General features: G+C 56.3%; 14 protein-coding genes. 10 read left to right on the top strand and 4 right to left on the bottom strand.

Annotated elements, in window-relative coordinates:
* Window positions 1–79: 79 nt before the first annotated feature.
* The 6 genes from CRO33_RS09730 (at window position 80) to lplT (ending at window position 12,764) form a co-directional block, all read left to right on the top strand.
* Entirely contained in the window at window positions 80–1,324 is a 1,245-nt protein-coding gene (locus tag CRO33_RS09730) for an MdtA/MuxA family multidrug efflux RND transporter periplasmic adaptor subunit (protein WP_097118001.1), read from the top strand.
* Complete coding sequence (locus tag CRO33_RS09725) at window positions 1,321–4,506, top strand: multidrug efflux RND transporter permease subunit (RefSeq protein ID WP_097118000.1); 3,186 nt, start codon at window positions 1,321–1,323, stop codon at window positions 4,504–4,506. The genes CRO33_RS09730 and CRO33_RS09725 overlap by 4 nt, the downstream gene beginning before the upstream one ends.
* Window positions 4,506–7,607: an efflux RND transporter permease subunit gene (locus tag CRO33_RS09720; RefSeq protein WP_097117999.1), complete on the top strand. Its 3,102-nt coding sequence runs from the start codon at window positions 4,506–4,508 to the stop codon at window positions 7,605–7,607. Before CRO33_RS09725 ends, CRO33_RS09720 begins: the two co-directional genes overlap by 1 nt.
* 3 nt (window positions 7,608–7,610) lie before the next feature.
* The gene (locus CRO33_RS09715; protein ID WP_097117998.1) at window positions 7,611–9,005 is read left to right on the top strand and encodes an efflux transporter outer membrane subunit; all 1,395 of its coding nucleotides are present in this window, start codon (window positions 7,611–7,613) and stop codon (window positions 9,003–9,005) included.
* A 421-nt stretch (window positions 9,006–9,426) separates the two neighbouring features.
* Window positions 9,427–11,577, top strand: a complete 2,151-nt coding sequence (gene aas / locus CRO33_RS09710; protein WP_097117997.1) for a bifunctional acyl-ACP--phospholipid O-acyltransferase/long-chain-fatty-acid--ACP ligase — start codon at window positions 9,427–9,429, stop codon at window positions 11,575–11,577.
* Window positions 11,574–12,764 (top strand): lysophospholipid transporter LplT, encoded by a 1,191-nt coding sequence (gene lplT / locus CRO33_RS09705; RefSeq protein ID WP_097117996.1) that lies wholly within the window; start codon window positions 11,574–11,576, stop codon window positions 12,762–12,764. The genes aas and lplT overlap by 4 nt, the downstream gene beginning before the upstream one ends.
* A 212-nt stretch (window positions 12,765–12,976) precedes the next feature.
* Here lplT and CRO33_RS09700 read toward each other — a convergent pair whose 3' ends face one another.
* The 4 genes from CRO33_RS09700 to mutH all read right to left on the bottom strand — a co-directional run bounded on the left by CRO33_RS09700 (window position 12,977) and on the right by mutH (window position 16,091).
* A complete protein-coding gene (locus tag CRO33_RS09700; protein ID WP_097117995.1) occupies window positions 12,977–14,017 on the bottom strand; it encodes an NADP(H)-dependent aldo-keto reductase in 1,041 nt (346 codons plus the stop codon).
* Window positions 14,018–14,160: 143 nt separating this feature from the next.
* Entirely contained in the window at window positions 14,161–14,379 is a 219-nt protein-coding gene (locus CRO33_RS09695) for a YgdI/YgdR family lipoprotein (protein WP_034823127.1), read from the bottom strand.
* A gap of 117 nt (window positions 14,380–14,496) precedes the next feature.
* Complete coding sequence (locus CRO33_RS09690) at window positions 14,497–15,207, bottom strand: TerC family protein (protein WP_034823125.1); 711 nt, start codon at window positions 15,205–15,207, stop codon at window positions 14,497–14,499.
* Window positions 15,208–15,404: 197 nt separating this feature from the next.
* Window positions 15,405–16,091 (bottom strand): DNA mismatch repair endonuclease MutH, encoded by a 687-nt coding sequence (gene mutH, locus CRO33_RS09685; protein ID WP_097117994.1) that lies wholly within the window; start codon window positions 16,089–16,091, stop codon window positions 15,405–15,407.
* Between the two features lie 684 nt (window positions 16,092–16,775).
* Here mutH and rppH point away from each other — a divergent pair.
* From rppH to thyA, 4 genes are all read left to right on the top strand, one after another.
* Window positions 16,776–17,306, top strand: a complete 531-nt coding sequence (gene rppH / locus CRO33_RS09675; protein ID WP_034823115.1) for an RNA pyrophosphohydrolase — start codon at window positions 16,776–16,778, stop codon at window positions 17,304–17,306.
* Window positions 17,307–17,318: 12 nt separating this feature from the next.
* The gene (ptsP, locus tag CRO33_RS09670) at window positions 17,319–19,565 is read left to right on the top strand and encodes a phosphoenolpyruvate--protein phosphotransferase (protein ID WP_038645088.1); all 2,247 of its coding nucleotides are present in this window, start codon (window positions 17,319–17,321) and stop codon (window positions 19,563–19,565) included.
* A gap of 115 nt (window positions 19,566–19,680) precedes the next feature.
* A complete protein-coding gene (gene lgt / locus CRO33_RS09665) occupies window positions 19,681–20,562 on the top strand; it encodes a prolipoprotein diacylglyceryl transferase (RefSeq protein ID WP_034823111.1) in 882 nt (293 codons plus the stop codon).
* On the top strand, window positions 20,559–21,353 hold the full coding sequence (gene thyA / locus CRO33_RS09660) for a thymidylate synthase (protein ID WP_045816400.1): 795 nt from the start codon (window positions 20,559–20,561) through the stop codon (window positions 21,351–21,353). Before lgt ends, thyA begins: the two co-directional genes overlap by 4 nt.
* Window positions 21,354–21,454 lie beyond the last annotated feature (101 nt).

The following is a 21,454-nucleotide window of genomic DNA, read 5'->3' as shown; positions in this document are numbered from 1 at the left end:
AAGCAGTGATGATTTCCTTTGAAATAATCCCCTGTCAGTGCAGGGGATTTTCCTTTTTCCTGTTTATCTGAAGAGTCCGATGACAATTAATTCCCCTGGCAAATCGCGTTTCCACTGGCTGAAATGGCTACTCATTTTACTTGTTGTGTTAATCGTGGCTGGCGTGATTTGGCGCGTTGTCGGCGGCCATGGCGGTGCGCCGGGCGGCATGCCACCAGGAGGCGGAAAAGGCGGTCATCGCGGGGGCGCAGGTGGACCTCCGGGCATGGCGATGATGGGCGGCAGTGCCACGCTGGTGCACAGTGGCGTGGCCACGACGGCCAACGTGCCGGTGTATCTCAATGCGCTGGGCACGGTGATCCCCAATGCCAGCGTTACCGTGACCAGCCGCGTAGCGGGTCAACTGGAAAAAGTGTTCTTTACCGAAGGGCAAAAAGTCGAGGCCGGACAGCTGCTGGCGCAGATCGATCCACGCAGCTATCAGGCGACACTGGCGCAGTATCAGGGCGATCTCAATCAGAACCAGGCATTGCTGAAAAGCGCCGAGTTGACGCTGGCCCGCTACAAAAAACTGGCGGCCCAGGACTCGTTGTCACGCCAGGATCTCGACACGCAAACGGCCACCGTTGGGCAGTACAAAGGCGCAGTGGCAGCCGATCAGGCGCAGATCGCCAGTGCGAAGCTGGATATTGAGTATGCGCGCATCACTTCACCAGTCAGCGGCCGTGTCGGCCTGCGTTTGGTTGATCCGGGCAACATGGTGCAAACCACCGACACCACCGGCATTGTGGTGGTGACGCAGATGCAGCCCGCAGCCGTGACCTTCAGCGTGCCGCAGAGCAATATCGCGCAGCTCACCAAAGCGCTGCATAACGGGCAGAGTTTACCGGCGGTGGCTTTTGATCAGGACAATAGCACCCAGCTGGCTCAAGGCAGCGTGCAGTTCATTAGCAACCAGATCGATACCAGCACCGGCACCATCGAGCTAAAAGCCACTTTCCCGAATAAAGATGAGTCGCTGTTTGCCAATCAGTTTGTCAACCTGCGCCTGCAAACCAACATTCTGAATAACGCCACGGTGATCCCGGCGCAGGCGCTGCAACTGAGCAGCGACGGCAGCTTTGTGTTTGTGATCAATAAAGACAACACCGTGACGCGCAAAGCCGTGACCACCGGCCCGGCGTTTGGTGAAGATCAGCAGTCGATCCTAAAAGGTGTCGAGCCGGGCGAGCGTCTTGTTACCGAAGGCATCGATCGCCTGACCAATGGCAGTAAAGTCTCTCTGGCCGATGACAGCAAAACTGCCACAGCGGCCAAAAAATGAATCCGTCACGTCTGTTTATCCAGCGTCCCGTCGCCACCATCTTGCTGATGGTCGGCGTGCTGATTTCCGGGATCTTTGCCTATAAATTCCTCTCCACCTCGGCGCTGCCGCAGGTGGATTATCCGACCATTCAGGTCACCACCCTGTATCCCGGGGCCAGCCCGGATGTGATGGCATCGTCTGTGACCTCACCGCTGGAGCGCCAACTCGGGCAGATGGCCGGTTTAAGCCAGATGACCTCCACCAGCTCCGGTGGCTCCTCGATCATCACGCTAAAATTCAGCCTCGATCTGTCGCTGGATGTCGCCGAGCAGGAAGTGCAGGCGGCGATCAATGCCGCCAACAACCTGCTGCCGAGCGATCTGCCCAATCCGCCGACCTATAAAAAGGTCAACCCGGCGGATACGGCGGTGATTACGCTGGCGGCCAGCTCGGATAACCTGCCGCTGACGCAGGTGCAGGATCTGGTGAACACCCGCGTGGCGCTGAAGCTGTCGCAGATTAACGGCGTCGGCATGGTGACATTGGCAGGTGGTCATCAGCCGGCTATCCGCGTGCAGATGGACCCGAAAGCGCTGGCGGCACACAAGCTGTCGCTGGAAGACGTGAATACGTTGATCAGCAACAGCAACGTCAATGGCTCAAAAGGCGGCTTCGATGGCAAATACCATTCGGTGACCATCGATGCCAACGATCAGCTGCGCACCGCCGATGAGTACGGCAATCTGATCATCACCTATCAGGACGGTGCTGCACTGCGCCTGAAAGATATCGCGCACATCGAACAGGGGCCGGAGAACAGCTTCCAGTCGGCTTGGGCCAATAACAGCCCGGCGATTGTGATCAGCGTGCAACGCCAGCCTGGTGCCAACGTGATTCAGGTGGTGGACAGCATCAAAGCGCAGCTGCCAACCCTGCAGGCCGCGTTGCCCGATGGCGTGAAGATGAGCATCTTGTCGGATCGCACCCAAACCATCCGTGCATCCATCAGCGACGTGCAGTTTGAGCTGATGCTGTCGGTGGCGCTGGTGGTGATGGTCACCTTCCTGTTCCTGCGCAATGTGGCGGCGACGCTGATTCCAAGCGTGGCGGTGCCGCTGTCACTGATTGGCACTTTCGGCGTGATGTATCTGGCCGATTTCAGCCTGAATAACCTGTCGCTGATGGCGCTGACCATCGCCACCGGCTTCGTCATCGATGATGCGATTGTGGTAGTGGAGAACATTTCGCGTCGGCTGGAAGAGGGCGAAACGCCGATGCAGGCGGCGCTGAAAGGCTCGCAGCAGATCGGCTTCACCATCATCTCGCTGACCTTCTCGCTGATTGCAGTACTGATTCCGCTGCTGTTTATGGGCGATGTGGTAGGGCGCTTGTTCCGCGAGTTCGCCATTACGCTGGCGGTGTCGATTCTGGTGTCGATGGTGGTGTCACTGACGCTAACGCCAATGCTGTGCGCTTACCTGTTGCAGCATATCCCGGAAGAGAAGCAGTCGCGCTTCTCGCGCAAGGGCGGGCAAATTTTCGATAAGCTGGTGCGTGGCTATGACCGTCTTCTGACCGTGGTGCTGAACCATCAGAAGTTGACGTTACTGGTGGCGCTGGCGACCTTTGCGCTGACAGCGCTGCTGTATATCGCCATCCCGAAAGGCTTCTTCCCGACACAGGATACCGGACTGATTCAGGGTGTCACCGTGGCGTCGCAGGATGTGTCATTTAGCGAGATGTCGAAGCGTCAGCAGGCGCTGGCAAAAGTGATTCTGCAGAACCCGTCGGTGGATAGCCTCTCTTCCACCATCGGGATTGACGGCAGCAACACCAGCCTCAACAGTGGCCGTATCCAAATCAACCTGAAGTCGTTTGATGAGCGCGATGACAAAGCCGATGTGGTGATCAAGCAGCTGCAGCAGGCGGCGGAGCAGGTGGCGGGCATTCAGCTCTATCTGCAACCGGCGCAGGATTTGACGGTCAACGATCAGGTCACGCCGAGCCAGTATCAGTTCACGCTGGATGACGCAGACAGTGAAAACCTGGTGAGCTGGACGCCGAAGATGGTGGCGGCTTTGCAGCAGCGCCCGGAATTTAACGGCGTGGTGAGTAACCTGCAGGATCAGGGCCGTGTCGCCTATGTCGAACTGAACCGCGACAAAGCCGCGCGCTACGGCATTACCGCCTCGGATGTGGATACGGCGCTGTACAACAGCTTCGGTCAGCGTCTGGTTTCCACCATCTTTACCCAGGCTAACCAGTATCGCGTAGTGCTGGAAGTGGCACCGCAGTATCAGCAGTCTCCGGCGTCGTTTGATGATGTTTATCTGCCGGTGAGCAGCAGTTCCAGCACATCAACCAGCAGCAGTTCGGGCAGCACATCCAGCAGCAGCTCAACCACCAGTTCCGACAGCGACACCACTACCGGGATGGTGAAACTGACCTCGATTGCCACCATTCACCAGCGCACCGGTTCACTGATGCATATGCGTCTGAATCAGTTCCCGGCGGTGATGGTGTCGTTCAATCTCAACAGCGGTTATTCGCTGGAGGATGGGCAGAAGGCGATTGCCGAAGTGACGCAGCAGCTGGATCTGCCATCCAGCATTACGCTGCGCTATCAGGGGGAAACCTCGGCATTCCAGAGCGCGACCGGTAACACGCTGTGGCTGATTCTGGCCGCACTGATCACCATGTATGTGGTGTTGGGCATCCTGTATGAGAGCTTTATTCATCCGGTGACGATTCTCTCGACGCTGCCATCAGCGGCGGTGGGCGCACTGTTGACGCTGTTGCTGGCGGGCAGTGAATTCAGTTTGATTGCCTTAATCGGGGTGATCCTGCTGATCGGTATCGTGAAGAAGAACGCGATTATGATGATCGACTTCGCGCTGGAGGCCGAAAACAAGCAGGGCATGAGCGCGCGTGATGCGATTCATCAGGCCTGCTTGCTGCGCTTCCGTCCGATTCTGATGACCACCATGGCGGCGCTGCTCGGTGCACTGCCGCTGATGCTGGCTTCGGGCTCGGGTGCGGAGCTGCGTCAACCGCTCGGTCTGGTGATCGTCGGGGGGTTGATTGTCAGCCAGGTGCTGACGCTGTTCTCCACGCCGGTGATTTATCTGTGGTTCGATGGCATTGCGCAGCGCGGCAAGCGCTATATGCAGCGTAAACAGCAGCAGGCGCGGAGCGAGTAATGAACCTCACCAGACTCTTTATCTTTCGCCCGGTCACCACGTTGCTGTTAACGTTGTCGATCATGCTGCTCGGTTTGCTGGGTTATCGGCTGTTGCCGGTGGCCCCGCTGCCGCAGGTGGATTTCCCGACCATTATGGTCAGCGCCAGCTTAGCCGGTGCCAGCCCGGAGACCATGGCGGCCACGGTGGCGACGCCGCTGGAGCGCTCGCTGGGGCAGATCGCCGGCGTCACCGAAATGACTTCGACCAGTTCGCAGGGCTCCACCAGCGTGATTTTGCAGTTTGATCTCGACCGCGACATCAACGGCGCGGCGCGCGATGTGCAGGCGGCGATCAACGCCGCGCGCAGTCTGCTGCCGAGCGCGATGGAATCACTGCCGACCTATCGCAAAGCTAACCCGTCCGATGCACCGATTGTGATGCTGGCGTTGACCTCCGCCACGCGCACGCCGGGTGAGCTCTACGACCTCGCTGAGAGCAAAATCGAGCAGGCGATGGGGCAGGTCAAGGGCGTGGGCGAAGTGTCACTAATGGGCAGCGCCTTGCCCGCCGTGCGTATCGATCTGCAACCGCTCAAGCTGGCGCAATACGGCATCTCGCTGGACACGGTGCGTGAAGCCATCGCCAACAGCACCACCAACAAACCCAAGGGCATTCTGCAGGGTAGCCAGCAATCATGGGTGGTGGACAGCAACGGTCAGTTAGATAAAGCGGCGCAGTATCAGGATCTGATCGTCAGCTATAAAGACGGTAAAGCGGTGCGCCTGCACGATGTCGCCACCGTCTACGATTCGGTGGAAGATCAGTATCAGGCCGGTTTCCTCAATTCGCAGCCGTCAGTCATGGTGGGCATTAAGCGCCAGGCCGGTGCCAATATGCTCGACACCATTGATGCCATCAAAGCGCAGTTGCCAGCGCTGGAAAAAGATCTGCCTGCGGATACCCAGTTGAAAGTGGTGGTGGATCGTTCCCCGACGGTGCGTGAATCTTTGTATGACACCGAAGAGACGCTGCTGATCGCCATGCTGTTGGTGATCGCGGTGGTGTTTGTGTTCCTGCGTAACGTGCAGGCGGTGGTGATCCCGGCGCTGGCACTGCCGGTGTCGTTGATTGGCACCTGTGCAGTGATGTATCTGCTGGGCTACAGCCTCGATAACCTTTCGCTGATGGCACTGATCATCGCCACCGGATTTGTCGTCGATGATGCCATCGTGGTGCTGGAGAACATCACGCGACATATCGAAGAAGGTTTGAGTCCGCTGCGGGCGGCGCTAAAAGGCGCGCAGGAAGTGAGTTTCACTGTGCTGTCGATGACCATGTCGCTGGTGGCGGTGTTTATCCCAATCCTGCTGATGGGCAGTATTGTCGGTCGTCTGTTCCGCGAGTTTGCGGTGACGCTCACCGTCTCGCTGTTGATCTCGATGTTTGTCTCGCTGAGCCTGACGCCGATGCTGTGCGCGCGTCTGCTGAAGCCAAAACCGAAAGTCAGCAAGCGCCCGCATCCGCTATATCAGTTTATCGAAAACCAGCTGAATGCTTTGCTGGCAGCCTACTCGCGTGGTCTGGCGTGGGTGATGGCGCACCAGAAGATCACCATGTTCAGCCTGGTGCTGACGGTGTTGCTCAACCTGTTTCTGTTCACCGTGGTGCAGAAGGGCTTCTTCCCCAATCAGGATACCGGCCTGCTGATGGGCGCACTGCGCGCCGATCAAAACATCTCGTTCCAGGCGATGAAGCCGAAGATGCTGGAGTTCACCAAGATCATCCAGTCCGATCCCGCAGTGGACAGCGTGATGTCGTCGATGGGTAGCGGCATGTTTGGCTCGCGCAATAGCGCCAACTTCTTTGTGCGTCTTAAAGACTTTAGCGATCGCGATGCCACGGCCACCGAAGTCGCCAATCGACTGAGCCTGAAGACCAGCCATATCGCCGGGGCGCAGATGTTCCTGATGGCGGCGCAGGATCTGCATATCGGTGGGCGCAGTGCCAATGCCACCTATCAATACAGCTTGCAGGCGGACGATCTGGATGTGCTGCGCGAGTGGACGCCGAAAGTGCAGGCCGCGCTGGCGGCGATCCCACAGCTCAACAGCGTGGACTCCGATTCGCAAACCGGCGGCCAGGAAGTGGTGATCAATATCGATCGCGACCGCGCGCAACGCCTCGGCGTGAATGTGCAGATGCTGGATACCATGCTGAACAACGCCTTTAGCCAGCGCCAGGTGGCGACGCTGTATCACACGCTGAATCAGTATCATGTGGTGATGTCGTTGCAGGACAGCTACACGCGCGATCCGGAGATTTTGAAAGAACTGTATGTGATCAACGACAGCGGCGATCGTGTGCCGCTCTCCGCTTTCGCCAGCTTCAAAGGCGGTAACGCGCCGCTGTCGGTGGCGCATCAGGGGCAGTCGGCCACCAGCACCGTTGCCTTTAACCTGAATGATGGTGTGTCACTGGAGCAGGCGCAGGCGCTGATTAAACAGGCGATGGCGCAGCTCGGCCTGCCGTCCACCATTCAGGCCGGATTTACCGGTACCGCAGCCGCCTTTGCGCAGCTGACCGCCACCATGCCGTGGCTGATTATTGCCGCGCTGGCGGCGGTGTATATCGTGCTGGGCGTGCTGTATGAGAGCTACATCCATCCCATCACCATTCTTTCGACGCTGCCATCGGCGGGGGTTGGCGCGCTGCTGCTGCTGCTGCTCACCAATACCCAACTGACGGTAATTGCTCTGATCGGCATCATTCTGCTGATTGGTATCGTGAAGAAGAACGCCATCATGATGATCGACTTTGCAATCCACGCTGAGCGCACGCAGGGCATGTCGCCGAAACAGGCGATCACGCAGGCCTGTCTGATGCGTTTCCGTCCGATCATGATGACCACGCTGGCCGCCTTCTTTGGTGCTTTGCCGCTGGCATTAGGCAGCGGCGGCGATGCGGATTTACGCAGCCCGCTCGGCATCGCGATTGCTGGTGGTTTGGCGCTGAGCCAGCTGTTAACCCTGTTTACCACGCCGGTTGTTTATCTCTGGCTCGATAGTTTAAGCCGTGCCACCAAACGTCAGTGGCAGCGCATGCGTCATGTGGAATCCTGATCGATGAAAAATGTTCTGAAATTTACCCCGATGGTGATGGCACTGTTGCTGGCGGGTTGTGCGGTGGGGCCGGATTATCAGCGCCCCACCATGGCGATGCCGACGCATTTTAAAGAAGCCAAAGGCTGGCAGCAGGCCACGCCGCAGGATGAGCAGAGCAAAGGCGACTGGTGGTCGGTGTATCACGATGCCACGCTGGATAGCCTGTTGCGTCAGGTGAGCATCTCCAACCAGAACGTGGCGAGCTATGCCGCGCAGTACCGTGAAGCGCAGGCGCTGACCTCGCAGTCGCGCGCGGCACTGTTCCCGTCGGTAAGCTACGACGCCAGCAGCACGCGCAGCGGTAGTCGCGTCAGCACCACCGGGCAGCGCAGCGTCAGCAACGCGCATGCCGCCGATCTCAGCGCCAGCTGGGAGCTGGATTTGTGGGGCAAACTGCGCCGTACGCTGGAAGAGAACAAAGCCAGCGCGCAGGCGAGTAAGGCCGAACTGGCGAATATCACCCTAAGTGCCCAATCGGAGCTGGCGCAGGATTACTTCCAGCTGCGCATCCTCGACGAAAAAATTGCTCTGTATCAGCGCAGTATCGATGCCTATCAGCGCTATATGACGGTGATTCAGAATAAGTACTCGGCGGGCAGCGAATCACGTGCCACGCTGGCACAGGCGCAGATGCAGCTGGAGAGCGCGCGCGCCTCAGCACAGGATTATCAGTGGCAGCGCGCGCAGTCGGAACACGCCATTGCGCTGTTGCTGGGCCGTGCACCGGCTGATTTCTCGCTGCCAGTGGCGAAGCTGGATGCCACGCTGCCAGCCATCCCTAACAGCCTGCCTTCTGCGTTGCTGCAGCGTCGTCCGGATATTGCTTATGCCGAACGTAACGTGGCAGCGGCCAATGCGGGGGTGGGCGTAGCGATTGCCGGCTATTATCCCGATCTGACGTTAAGTGCCACGGGCGGCGTGAGCTCATCGGCCATCAACAGTCTGTTCTCACTGCCAAATCGCGTCTGGTCATTAGGGCCGGAGTTAAGCGGCACGCTGCTGGACTTCGGTGCCACCTCAGCCAAAGTGGAGCAGGCCCGCGCCGCCTATGACGCCAGCGTGGCGGATTATCGCCAGTCGGTGCTGACGGCGATGGGTGAAGTAGAAGATTATCTGGTGCAGCTGAATACGCTGAAGGGTGAGATAGCTTCACAGCAGCTGGCGACCAGCGCCGCGCAGGAGTCAGCACGCGTGACGCGTAATCAGTATGATGCCGGGATGATTGATTACCTTGATGTGGCGACCACAGAAAACAGCAGTCTGAGCGAGCAGCAGAGCTTACTGTCATTGCAGAGCACCCAGTGGGTGAGCAGCGTTGAGTTGATCGCTGCGCTAGGCGGTGGTTGGCAGGGATAAGTGTTATTCGTTCTGGCAGGGATGAGTTTTAGCAGCATAGATGAAGGTTGTCTGGCAGTTTACAACAGCTGAGTTTGAGGCTGTTGATTCTGTTGTGGGCTTTTTTGGCGCGCGGATGGGCCATAGCCCCTCTGCGCCAGCACCTGCTAATCATCCCAGCCTGCGTCAGCACCTGTTTATCATCCCAGTCTACCCAGCCTTGTTTCCCCCTCAGACTGCGCATCACCAGCTACGCCAGTGCAGCCCAGTCTGCATTAGCACTGAGCAGCATTTCACAATAAACAGCACCCCAACGGCACATTTTTACAGACTACACACCACACCCACCTCAATTCCTCACCATAAATCACCGCGCCACTTGTCGAAAATCGCCAGATCCTGCAAGGTAAGCGCCATATTTTAACGCTGCTAAGGAGCTGGCATGCTATTCACTGTTCTGCGATTCCTGTTTCGCCTGTTATGGCGGGTGGAACTGCGTGGCGATCTCACCGCACTGCACAAAGAAAAAGTGCTGATCACCCCTAACCATATGTCATTCCTTGATGGCATTTTGGTGGCGCTGTTTTTGCCGATTAAACCGGTGTTCGCCGTCTACTCCTCGATCAGCGATCAATGGTTTATGCGGCTCCTGAAGCCGATTATCGACTTCGTGCCGCTCGATCCCACTAAACCGATGTCGATCAAACATCTGGTTCGCATGATCAATGAGGGGCGTCCGGTGGTGATCTTCCCGGAAGGACGTATCACCGTGACCGGATCGCTGATGAAAATCTACAGCGGTGCGGGCTTTGTCGCGGCGAAATCGGGTGCGACCGTGGTGCCCATGCGCATTGAAGGCGCGGAGTACACGCCGTTTGGTCGTCTGGCGGGCGTATTCAAACGCCGCCTGTTCCCGCGCATCACATTAAGCGTCTTACCCGCTACCGTCATTCCGATGCCGGAAGCCAAACGCGCGCGCGATCGTCGCATACTGGCGGGTGAGCACTTACATCATGTGATGATGGAAGCGCGCATGGCGGTGCGTCCACGAGAAACGCTCTTTGAAGCGTTCCTTAATGCACGCCAGCGTTATGGCCTGACTAAACCCTGCATCGAAGACATCAACTTCAAGCCGGACAGCTACACCGGGCTGCTGAAAAAATCGCTCGGCGTCGGTCGAATTCTTGAGCGCTACAGCCAGCAGGGGGAATACGTTGGTCTGCTGCTGCCCAATGCCACCGTCACGGCGGCGGCGATCCTCGGGGCGTCACTGCGCGGGCGTATCCCGGCGATGCTCAACTACACCGCGGGCGTCAACGGCATGCGTGCAGCGCTCACCGCTTCACAGGTCAAAACCGTGTTCACCTCGCGCCAGTTCCTTGAGAAAGGCAACCTGGAGCACCTGCCGCAGGGCTTAACGGAAGTCCAGTGGATCTACCTCGAAGATCTGAAAGATACCGTCACACTGAAAGACAAGTTGTGGATTCTGACGCACTTACTGATGCCGCGTCGCGCACAGGTCAGGCAGCAGCCGGAAGATGCCGCGATGGTGCTGTTCACTTCGGGTTCGGAAGGCAATCCCAAAGGCGTGGTGCACTCGCACAAAAGCCTGCTGGCTAACGTTGAACAGATTCGCACCGTGGCGGATTTCACCCCGCGCGATCGCTTTATGTCGGCGCTGCCGCTGTTCCATGCTTTCGGCCTCACGGTGGGCTTGTTTACGCCGCTGCTGACCGGCGCACAGGTGTTCCTCTATCCGAGCCCGCTGCATTACCGCATCGTGCCCGAACTGGTGTATGACCGTAACTGCACCGTGCTGTTTGGGACGTCGACTTTCCTCGGCAACTATGCGCGCTTTGCCAATCCATATGATTTTGCACGCCTGCGCTATGTGGTAGCGGGTGCAGAGAAGTTGCAGGAAGGCACGCGCCAAATCTACGCCGAGAAGTACGGCATTCGTATTCTTGAAGGCTACGGCGTCACCGAGTGTGCACCAGTGGTGGCAATCAACGTGCCGATGGCGGCGAAAACCCACACCGTGGGCCGTATCCTGCCGGGCATGGATTCACGTTTGATCTCCGTGCCGGGTATTGAGCAGGGCGGTCGTCTGCAACTGCGTGGTCCGAACATCATGAACGGTTATCTGCGCGTCGAGAATCCTGGCGTGCTGGAGAAACCAGTAGCCGATAACGGTGAAGGCGAGATGGAAGCCGGTTGGTACGATACCGGCGACATTGTTAGCTTTGATGAAGGTGGCTTCTGTCAGATTCAGGGCCGTGCCAAACGCTTCGCCAAAATTGCCGGTGAGATGGTGTCACTGGAAAGCGTCGAACAGATCGCTTTGAAAGCCTCGGGCGAGAAGCAGCATGCCGCGTCACTGCGCCCTGACGGTCATCGCGGTGAAGCCTTAGTGTTGTTCACTACTGACGGCGAACTGGGGCGTGAGCAACTGCTTAAAGCCGCCCGCGATATCGGTGCGCCAGAATTGGCTGTGCCGCGTGACATTCGCTTTATGAAACAGCTGCCGCTGCTGGGTAGCGGTAAACCAGACTACGTCAGCCTGAAACAGCTGGCCGAAGAGGATCAAGCATGAGTCAGGCGGTTAATCCCGATTCACCGTTACTGTCACGCAATATGATGGCGGTGATTGTGGCGCAGTTTTTCTCCGCGTTTGGCGATAACGCGCTGCTGTTTGCCACGCTGGCGGTGCTGAAAAGTCAGCTCTATCCCGACTGGAGCCAGCCGATTCTGCAGATGATGTTTGTGGCCACTTACATTCTTCTGGCACCGTTTGTCGGGCAGATGGCTGACAGCTTTGCTAAAGGCCGGGTGATGATGTTCGCCAACAGCCTCAAGCTGCTGGGTGCACTGGTTATCTGTTTTGGCTTCAATCCATTCCTTGGCTATACGCTGGTGGGTATTGGTGCGGCATCCTACTCGCCTGCTAAGTACGGCATCCTCACCGAGATCACCAGCGGTGAACGACTGGTGAAGGCCAACGGTCTGATGGAGTCCTCTACCATTGCTGCCATCCTGTTGGGTTCAGTGGCGGGCGGTATTCTGGCGGACTGGAATCTGCTGGCCGCGCTGATTGTGTGTGCACTCACTTACGCGTTGGCAGTGGTGGCGAATATCTTTATTCCTAAGCTGTTGGCGGCACGACCGGGTCAGAGCTGGCAGTTTGGTGCCATGTTCCGCAGTTTCAAAGATTCCGCTTTGCTGTTGTGGCGTAACGGCGAGACGCGTTTTTCCCTGCTCGGCACCAGCATGTTTTGGGGCGCGGGGGTTACGCTGCGTTTCCTGCTGGTGCTGTGGGTGCCCGTGGCGCTCGGTATTACCGACAATAAAACGCCCACCACGTTAAATGCCATGGTGGCGATCGGGATTGTGATTGGCGCTGCCGCGGCGGCGAAACTGGTGACGCTGCAAACCGTGCGCCGCTGCATGCCCGCCGGGATATTAATCGGCGTGATGGTGGTGGTGTTCTCACTGCAAACCAGCTTGCTGAATGCCTATCTGGTACTGATGGTGTTGGGTGCGCTCGGTGGCTTCTTCGTGGTGCCGCTTAATGCGCTGTTGCAGGAGCGCGGCAAAGAGTCGGTGGGCGCGGGTAATGCGATTGCCGTGCAGAACTTCGGTGAAAACATCGCGATGTTGGTGATGCTGGCGCTGTACACCATCGCTGTTAAGTTGGGTGCACCTGCAGTGGCAACCGGTATCGGGTTCGGTGGGATTTTTGCTGTGGCGATTGCGTTGCTGTGGTGGAAATCGCGCCGTTAAGGCGGTGCGTTGAAAAACCAGGTCGCCAGCAATGGCGACCATAGATCCGAAATGCGCGCATTCGGGTGCACACAATCAAAAACCGCGTCATACGCCTGTAGGGTTTGCATCCAGGTGCATCCAGGCACATCGGGCCAAAGTCTTAGCCACCAGGCCATCAATGCTGCAGGTCGTTGCGACGCAAACCGTTGCGCCGCAACGATGGCATCCCGTTAGGGTGCCGGGTAAGTATACTGACGATGAATCGCTTCCAGTTCCTCTAACACATCGGCATTCAGCGTCAGGTTGAAACTCTCCACGTTAATCTTCAGCTGTTCCAGCGTCGTCGCGCCCAGCAGGGTACTGGCGACAAATGGCTGCTGACGCACGTAAGCCAGTGCCATCTGTGACGGATCCAGGTTGTGCTTCTTCGCCAAATCCACGTAAGCGGCAATCGCCTGATTCGACTGCTCACCGCTGTAGCGGGTGAAGCGGCTGAACAGCGTATTACGCGCACCGGCGGGTTTCGCACCATTCAGATATTTGCCGCTCAAAGTACCAAACGCCAGGCTTGAATAGGCCAGCAGTTCAACGCCTTCGTGCTGGCTGATTTCCGCCAGGCCAACTTCAAAGCTGCGGTTCAGCAGGCTGTACGGGTTCTGAATGGTCACAATACGCGGCAACTCGTGCTTCTCAGCCAGCTGCAGATAGCGCATCACGCCCCATGCGGTTTCGTTAGACACGCCGATGTAGCGAATCTTACCTGCGCGCACCTGCTCATTCAGGGCTTCCAGCGTTTCCAGCAGCGTCACGTTGGCGGTGGTTTCGCTGTACTGGTAGCCCAGTTTGCCGAAGTAGTTGGTTTGACGTTGCGGCCAGTGCAGCTGGTAGAGATCGAGATAGTCGGTGTTCAGACGCTTCAGACTGGCATCCAGCGCTTCGCGAATGTTTTTGCGATCCAGCGCCTGGTTAGGGCGAATCGACGCATCTGCGCCGCGCACCGGACCGGCAATTTTGCTGGCCAGAATGATCTTGTCACGGCTGCCGCGCTTCTTCAGCCAGCTGCCAATGTACTGTTCGGTTAATCCCTGGGTTTCCGGGCGTGGCGGCACCGGATACATTTCAGCGGTATCAATCAGGTTGATGCCACTGCTCATCGCGTAATCGAGTTGCGCGTGGGCGTCGGCTTCGCTGTTTTGCTCACCAAACGTCATGGTTCCTAACCCCAGTTGGCTGACTTCCAGCGTACTGTGGGGGATGCGGTGATAATGCATTGCCGGCTTCCTTTTTTCATTATGAAAGGGAATGTTGTGTCCTCTGGGACTATATCCTGTGAAGCGGCGCGGAAGGAAGGGGGGAAAGTTCGGGAAATCGCCTGCACTGGGGAAAAAATCGTGCAGGCAATCGAATTTGGCACTTAACGCTCAATGATGGTGGAGACCTCGTCACCATTGATCTGCATCACATGACCTTGATCGTCAGTGTACTGCACCAAACCTGTCTCTTTATCGATGGACGGTTTGCCATCAGTTTTAATCATACGGCCATCTTTGGTCGCCATCACGTAATCACTGCTGCAACCACTCAACGTCAGCGCGACCAGCATAATACCCACGACACTCACCAACCCTTTCATTCTTATCTCCCTCAACCTACTTCAACTGCAAAAGTGTAGTAATAAATGCTTTCGCTGGCTGACGTAATCGCATCATTCCTAAAATTAAAGGGCGAGATGCGCTCGCCCTTGACATCGTTAAGCCGCGCTTTTCTTGCTGCGCATCAGGTTCAGGCACTCCACGGCCATGGAGAAGAACATGGCAAAATAAATGTAACCTTTTGGTACATGGATACCGAAACTCTCCAGAATCAGGGTAAAGCCGACCAGAATCAGGAATGCCAGCGCCAGCATTTTCACCGATGGATGACGCTCAACAAATTCACCAATGGCGCGTGCGGCAAACATCATCATCAACACGGCAATGACCACGGCAGCCATCATGATGAACAGATGATCGGACAAGCCGACAGCGGTGATCACCGAATCGAGGCTGAAAATAATGTCCAGCAACATGATCTGAACGATCGCGCCGAAGAAGGAGTGGACGTTGGTTTTGTGCTCACCTTCGGCGCCTTCGATGGTTTCATGAATCTCCATGCTGGATTTCCACAGCAGGAACAGACCACCAAACAGCAGGATCAGGTCGCGCGCAGAAAAGCTGTGATCCATCAGGGTAAACAGCGGATTGGTGAGACGGACTACCCAGGCAATGGACGCCAGCAGACCCAGTCGCATCAGCATGGCACCCATTAAACCGAGGCGGCGAGCTTTGTTTTGCTGGTGTTTCGGCAACTTAGCGACAACCAGCGACAGGAAGATAATGTTGTCGATACCCAAAACCACTTCCAGAATGGTCAAAGTTCCCAGTGCCAGCCAGGCATTGGGATCAGCAATCCAGTCAAACATGAATCATTCAATCCTAAACGAAAATTAAACGGCGATTATACACGTCCTGTTTCGGCTTGCAGCTGCCTTGGCTGCTCACGTTCACCCCAGTCACTTACTTATGTATGCTCCCGGGGATTCGCGTACTTGCCGCCTTGCTGCACCAAAAAAAGGCCCCATCAGGGGAACCGAACCAGTCGTGTAAGGAGTCGAGTCATTTACAGTAGAAAATGGCGTGCCAGTAGCGGTCCGGTGAAGCTTTTCTTGAGATAAAAACCGCGCGGTAGCGTCATTATAGGCTCTCCATGCTCACCGATGGCTTCCGTCAGCGCTTTGCTGTTGGCCGCTTTCGGGCGGATCTGCAGCCAGGCGCCGTGACGGGCGGTAATACGTTCCACCTGGCCCAGCACGATCATATCCATCAACTCTTCCCAGTCTTCACGCAACTGCTGATCTTCTTCCTCGCTCGGTTGCCATAACAGCGGCGATCCCACACGACGATCCGCGAGGGGCAAAGCACGGTCGCCCTCAATCGGGATCCATAACACCCGCGCCAGCTTGTGGCGCACATGGCTGGTCTCCCAGGTTACGCCGCTGTTGCCGGTCAGAGGCGCAACGCAGACAAAGGTGGTTTCCAACGGTTTGCCCAGCGCATCCACGGGGATGGTCTTGAGTTCGATACCGAGATGGGCGAAATCCTGCTCCGCTTTGCTGCCCGCGCTGGCACCAAGGTGCAGCTCAATCAGCATGCCAACCCAGCCTTTATCCCGCCGCAAATCGGCTGGCACCGGCAAACGCAGCTGAGCTGCCAGTGCAGCAAACGTCTGGCCTGCCAGCTGTTGTGCACGTTGCAGTAATTCCGCTTCATCTTGTGGTGGCGGCGGCAATAAAACGGGGGAATTCATGGCAAAACTCATATTGGTTAAAGGATGTACAGCGCTGACGGGTGCGAGTTTTCCACATGCGCGCAGCGTGAATAACCGTGATAATAGCATGATTAAGCGTGCTTTTTTATTTGCATTGCCGGACGGTTGTGGATGCTATGGCAAGGTTATCCCAGTTTGTTATCGACAATGAACAGGATCTCAAGACTACTTATCCACAGAATGGTGGGATAACCCCCCTCGCAGAGCACCACTGTTTCGATTTACAGCCTTGACTTTAGCGATTTGAACGCTTTTTTTCCTTTCTTTGACCAGGTTTAGGGCATTATCTGTGGATAAAAGCGACGCTGGTGGATCTTTGAGCAGCGAATGGAACCTGAGGATAATTAGAAAGTGCTCCGCGTTGAAACACCACTGTCATTTTTTCCTATCACCATGATTAATGGTGTTTTTAGTGCTATTCTTTATCTGCCTTATGAGAATTTTCCGAAGTGGTTATTCAACTCATTCCCGTGTTCTGCACAAAGCTATCCACAGAAAAGGTGAATAAGATCGCCCTGAAAACCGCTCCGCTGTTTATAACTTGGCTAAACTCTGTGAGTTATCCTGTTTTTATTCGGCTATCGCCCCGGATATCCAGTGGTTTACCGCCTGTAAGGAGTGTGAAACAATCAGGCTATTCAAATTTAGCTTTGAGGTAGTCCAGTGATCGATGATGATGGCTACCGCCCGAATGTTGGTATCGTAATCTGTAACAGGCAAGGACAAGTGTTATGGGCCAGGCGCTTTGGACAGCACTCCTGGCAATTTCCTCAGGGAGGCATCAATCCGGGTGAAACCGCTGAACAGGCGATGTATCGCGAACTGTTCGAAGAAGTGGGTTTACACCGCAAAGATGTTCGAATACTTGCTTCAACCCGTAACTGGTTACGTTACAAGTTGCCAAAACGTTTGGTGCGTTGGGACACAAAGCCGGTGTGTATCGGCCAGAAACAAAAGTGGTTTCTTCTGCAGTTGATGTGTAGTGACGCGGAGATCAATGTGCAACACAGCAGCACGCCGGAGTTTGATGGTTGGCGCTGGGTCAGCTTTTGGTATCCGGTGCGTCAGGTCGTCTCTTTTAAGCGCGATGTCTATCGCCGCGTGATGAAAGAATTCGCTGGCGTGGTGATGTCTATGCAGGAGAGTGCGGGGCAGCGTAATAACAATGCCGCTCATCGACGTAAAAGAGGATAGGCCACGCCCTTTATGCTCACTCAGTTGCGCGAAATAGTAGAGAAAGTGGCGAGTGCTCCGCGTCTGAATGAAGCACTCGACATTCTGGTAAACGAAATTTGCCTTGCGATGGAAACCGAGGTCTGCTCGGTTTATCTCGCAGATCACGATCGTCGTTGCTACTACCTGATGGCGACGCGCGGGCTGAAAAAGCCGCGCGGTCGCACTGTCACGCTGGCGTTTGATGAAGGTATTGTCGGGCTCGTCGGACGTTTAGCCGAGCCGATCAACCTTGCCGATGCGCAAAGCCATCCCAGCTTCAAATACATTCCTTCTGTTAAAGAAGAGCGTTATCGCTCTTTCCTTGGCGTGCCGATCATCAGCCGTCGCCAACTGCTTGGCGTGCTGGTGGTTCAGCAGCGCGAACATCGTCAGTTCGACGAAAGCGAAGAATCCTTCCTGGTGACGCTGGCCACGCAGATGGCGGGCTTGTTATCGCAATCACAGCTCGGCCAACTGTTTGGTCAGTTCCGTCAGACGCGGGTGAAAGCCATCGCGGCGGCACCTGGCGTGGCGGTCGCGCCCGGTTGGGTTGATGAAACCCAGCCCTTGCTGGATCAAGTCTCTGCGGCCTCCACGCTGGATGTGCAGCGTGAACGCGAGCGTCTGGTGCTGGCAATGGGCGAGGCGGGCAATGAATTTCGCCGCTTTAGCAAACGCTTTACCGCCAGCGTGCAAAAAGAGAGTGCGGCGATCTTTGATCTCTACTCGCACCTGTTAACCGATGCCCGTTTGAAAAAAGATCTGTTTGCCGAGATTGATCGCGGATCGGTTGCCGAGTGGGCGGTGAAAACGGTGATCGAGAAGTTCGCCGAACAGTTTGCCAGCCTGCAGGATCAATATTTACGCGAGCGTGCGGGCGATTTGCGCGTGCTCGGACAACGTCTGCTATTCCATCTCGACGATACGCTGGTCGGCACCAATGCCTGGCCTGAACGCTTCGTGCTGGTGGCGGATGAACTCACCGCGACCACGCTGGCAGAGCTGCCACCGGAGCGTTTAGCCGGTGTGGTGGTACGCGACGGTGCGGCCAATTCCCACGCGGCTATTCTGACGCGCGCGATGGGCATTCCCACCGTCATGGGTGCGGATATCATCCCTGCGCAGCTCAACAAACGCCTGCTGATTGTCGATGGCTATCGCGGCGAGTTGTTAATCGATCCTGAACCCGTGCTGGTGCAGGAGTATCAGCGTTTGATCAGCGAAGAAAATGCGCTGAGCAAAATGGCTGAAGGTGTGGTGGAGCAGCCCGGCGAGCTGAAAAGCGGCGAACGGGTGCAGGTGATGCTGAATGCGGGCCTGAGCCCTGAGCATGAGCAGAAGCTGGATAACTGGGTGGATGGCATCGGCCTGTACCGCACAGAAATTCCATTTATGCTGCACAACGGATTCCCGTCGGAAGAGGAGCAGGTCGCGCAATATCAAGGCATGCTGCAACTGTTCTACGATAAGCCGGTGACGTTGCGTACGCTGGATGTCGGCGCCGATAAACAGCTGCCTTACATGCCGATCAGTGAAGAAAATCCTTGCCTCGGCTGGCGCGGCATTCGTCTGACGCTCGACCAGCCAGAAATTTTCCTGGTGCAGGTACGCGCCATGCTGCGTGCCAACGTGGCCTCCGGCAATCTCAGCATTCTGCTGCCGATGATCAGTCATATCGATGAGATCGACGATGCGCGTCGGCTGATCGATCGTGCCGGTCGCGAAGTGGAAGAGATGCTGGGCTATGTGATCCCGAAACCGCGTATTGGCGTGATGATCGAAGTGCCCTCCATGCTGTTTATGATCCCGCATCTGGCGGATCGCGTGGACTTTATTTCGGTGGGCACCAACGATCTGACGCAGTATCTGCTGGCGGTGGATCGCAACAATACCCGTGTGGCGAATCTCTACGATCCGCTGCATCCGGCGATGCTGCGCGCGCTGCAGAGCATTGCCCACGAAGCCCGTCAGGCCAAACTGGAACTCTGCCTGTGTGGTGAAATGGCCGGCGACCCAATGTGCGTGGCGCTGCTGGTGGGCATGGGTTATCACCACCTCAGCATGAACGGTAAAAATATTCCGCGCGTGAAGTATCTGTTGCGTCACCTCGATCACGAGGAAACGCAGAAGCTCAGTGAAAATGGTGTGGCGGCCCATACCGCTTCAGAAGTGCGCCATCTGGTGTCCGCGTTTATGGAACGACGTGGCCTGGGCGGTTTGATTCGCGGCGGCCGTTAACGGCGTTTACATTTCCACGGCAATTGTGAAAAGCGGCTGTGCTATCATGCGCAGCCTTTTATGGTATGACCCCTTAGCCAGACCCGTTTCAGGGCAGAAAAAACGATGGTGAAAGATGACTAACGGCTACATTTCGTTTCCCCAATTCGATCCGGTAATTTTCTCCATCGGACCGATTTCGCTTCACTGGTACGGTTTGATGTATCTGGTGGGCTTTGTATTTGCTATGTGGCTGGCGGTGCGCCGTGCCAATAAACCCGGCAGCGGCTGGAAAAAAGAAGAAGTGGAAAACCTGCTGTATGCGGGCTTCCTCGGCGTGTTCCTCGGTGGCCGTATCGGCTACGTGCTGTTCTATAACCTGCCGCTGTTCCTCGATAATCCACTCTATCTGTTCAAAGTCTGGGATGGCGGTATGTCGTTCCACGGTGGCTTGATTGGGGTGATTGTGGTGATGCTGGTGTTTGCGCGTCGTACTAAACGCACTTTCTTCCAGGTATCTGATTTCATTGCGCCGCTGATTCCGTTTGGTTTGGGCGCCGGTCGTCTCGGTAACTTCATCAACGGCGAGCTGTGGGGGCGTGTCGATCCCAACTTCAAATTCGCCATGCTGTTCCCGGGGTCGCGCAGTGAAGATATCGCGCTGGCGGCCAACAATCCGCAGTATCAGCAGTTGCTGAGCACTTACGGTGTGTTGCCGCGTCATCCTTCGCAGCTGTATGAGCTGTTCCTCGAAGGTATCGTGCTGTTCATCATCCTCAACCTGTTTATTCGCAAGCCGCGCCCGATGGGCAGCGTCTCTGGCCTATTCCTGATTGGCTATGGCGCTTTCCGCATCATCGTCGAATTCTTCCGCCAGCCGGATGCCCAACTGGGCCTGTTTGAAGGCGGCATCAGCATGGGGCAGATTCTCTCGATCCCAATGATTCTGGCCGGTGTGATTATGATGATCTGGGCGTTTCGTCGTCGTCCGCAGCAACAAACTCGTGAGGTAAAATGAAACAGTATCTGGATTTAATGCAACATGTGCTGAATGAAGGCGCAGAGAAAGCCGACCGTACCGGTACAGGCACCCTGTCGATTTTCGGCCACCAGATGCGTTTCAATTTGCAGGATGGTTTTCCACTGGTCACCACCAAGAAGGTGCACCTGCGTTCGATCATTCATGAACTGCTGTGGTTCCTGAAAGGCGAAACCAATATCAGCTACCTGAAAGATAACAAGGTGACGATTTGGGACGAGTGGGCGGATGAGAATGGCGATTTAGGACCGGTCTACGGTAAGCAATGGCGCAGCTGGGGCAGTGCGTCAGGCGAAGAGATCGACCAGATTAGCAAAGTGATTGAGCAGTTGAAGCGCGATCCCGATTCACGCCGCATCATCGTATCGGCATGGAACGTGGGCGAGCTGGATCAGATGGCGCTGGCACCTTGTCATGCCTTCTTCCAGTTCTACGTGGCAAACGGCAAGCTCTCTTGCCAACTTTATCAGCGCTCGTGCGATATCTTCCTTGGTCTGCCGTTCAATATCGCCAGCTATGCGCTGCTGGTGCATATGGTGGCGCAGCAGTGCGATCTGGAAGTGGGTGATTTTGTCTGGACCGGTGGCGACACGCATCTGTACAGCAATCATCTGGAACAGGCACAGCTGCAGCTGACGCGCGAGCCACGCCCGCTGCCGAAACTGGTGATCAAACGTAAACCTGCTTCTATCTTCGATTACAACTTTGAAGATTTTGAGATTGAGGGTTACGACCCGCATCCGGCCATTAAAGCGCCGGTTGCGGTGTAAACTCACGCGTCATCACGCTGAAGCCCTGCCACTGTGCGGGGCTTTTTTATCTCTGTTATCTGTATCCGCCTCGCAAATATTTGTCTCAGCCTGTACCGCGC

Source organism: Pantoea sp. GL120224-02 (genome assembly GCF_900215395.1).
Classification (GTDB): Bacteria; Pseudomonadota; Gammaproteobacteria; order Enterobacterales; family Enterobacteriaceae; genus Pantoea; species Pantoea communis.
This window is presented reverse-complemented; position numbering and strand designations above follow the sequence as displayed.

Excerpts from the sequence above, each read along its gene's own strand:
- ptsP (WP_038645088.1), top strand. The coding sequence starts at position 17,319 with ATGCTCACTCAGTTGCGCGAAATAGTAGAGAAAGTGGCGAGTGCTCCG.
- lplT (WP_097117996.1), top strand. The coding sequence starts at position 11,574 with ATGAGTCAGGCGGTTAATCCCGATTCACCGTTACTGTCACGCAATATG.
- CRO33_RS09690 (WP_034823125.1), bottom strand. The coding sequence starts at position 15,207 with ATGTTTGACTGGATTGCTGATCCCAATGCCTGGCTGGCACTGGGAACT.
- aas (WP_097117997.1), top strand. The coding sequence starts at position 9,427 with ATGCTATTCACTGTTCTGCGATTCCTGTTTCGCCTGTTATGGCGGGTG.
- CRO33_RS09720 (WP_097117999.1), top strand. The coding sequence starts at position 4,506 with ATGAACCTCACCAGACTCTTTATCTTTCGCCCGGTCACCACGTTGCTG.
- CRO33_RS09725 (WP_097118000.1), top strand. The coding sequence starts at position 1,321 with ATGAATCCGTCACGTCTGTTTATCCAGCGTCCCGTCGCCACCATCTTG.
- mutH (WP_097117994.1), bottom strand. The coding sequence starts at position 16,091 with ATGAATTCCCCCGTTTTATTGCCGCCGCCACCACAAGATGAAGCGGAA.
- CRO33_RS09695 (WP_034823127.1), bottom strand. The coding sequence starts at position 14,379 with ATGAAAGGGTTGGTGAGTGTCGTGGGTATTATGCTGGTCGCGCTGACG.
- CRO33_RS09715 (WP_097117998.1), top strand. The coding sequence starts at position 7,611 with ATGAAAAATGTTCTGAAATTTACCCCGATGGTGATGGCACTGTTGCTG.
- lgt (WP_034823111.1), top strand. The coding sequence starts at position 19,681 with ATGACTAACGGCTACATTTCGTTTCCCCAATTCGATCCGGTAATTTTC.
- thyA (WP_045816400.1), top strand. The coding sequence starts at position 20,559 with ATGAAACAGTATCTGGATTTAATGCAACATGTGCTGAATGAAGGCGCA.
- CRO33_RS09730 (WP_097118001.1), top strand. The coding sequence starts at position 80 with ATGACAATTAATTCCCCTGGCAAATCGCGTTTCCACTGGCTGAAATGG.
- CRO33_RS09700 (WP_097117995.1), bottom strand. The coding sequence starts at position 14,017 with ATGCATTATCACCGCATCCCCCACAGTACGCTGGAAGTCAGCCAACTG.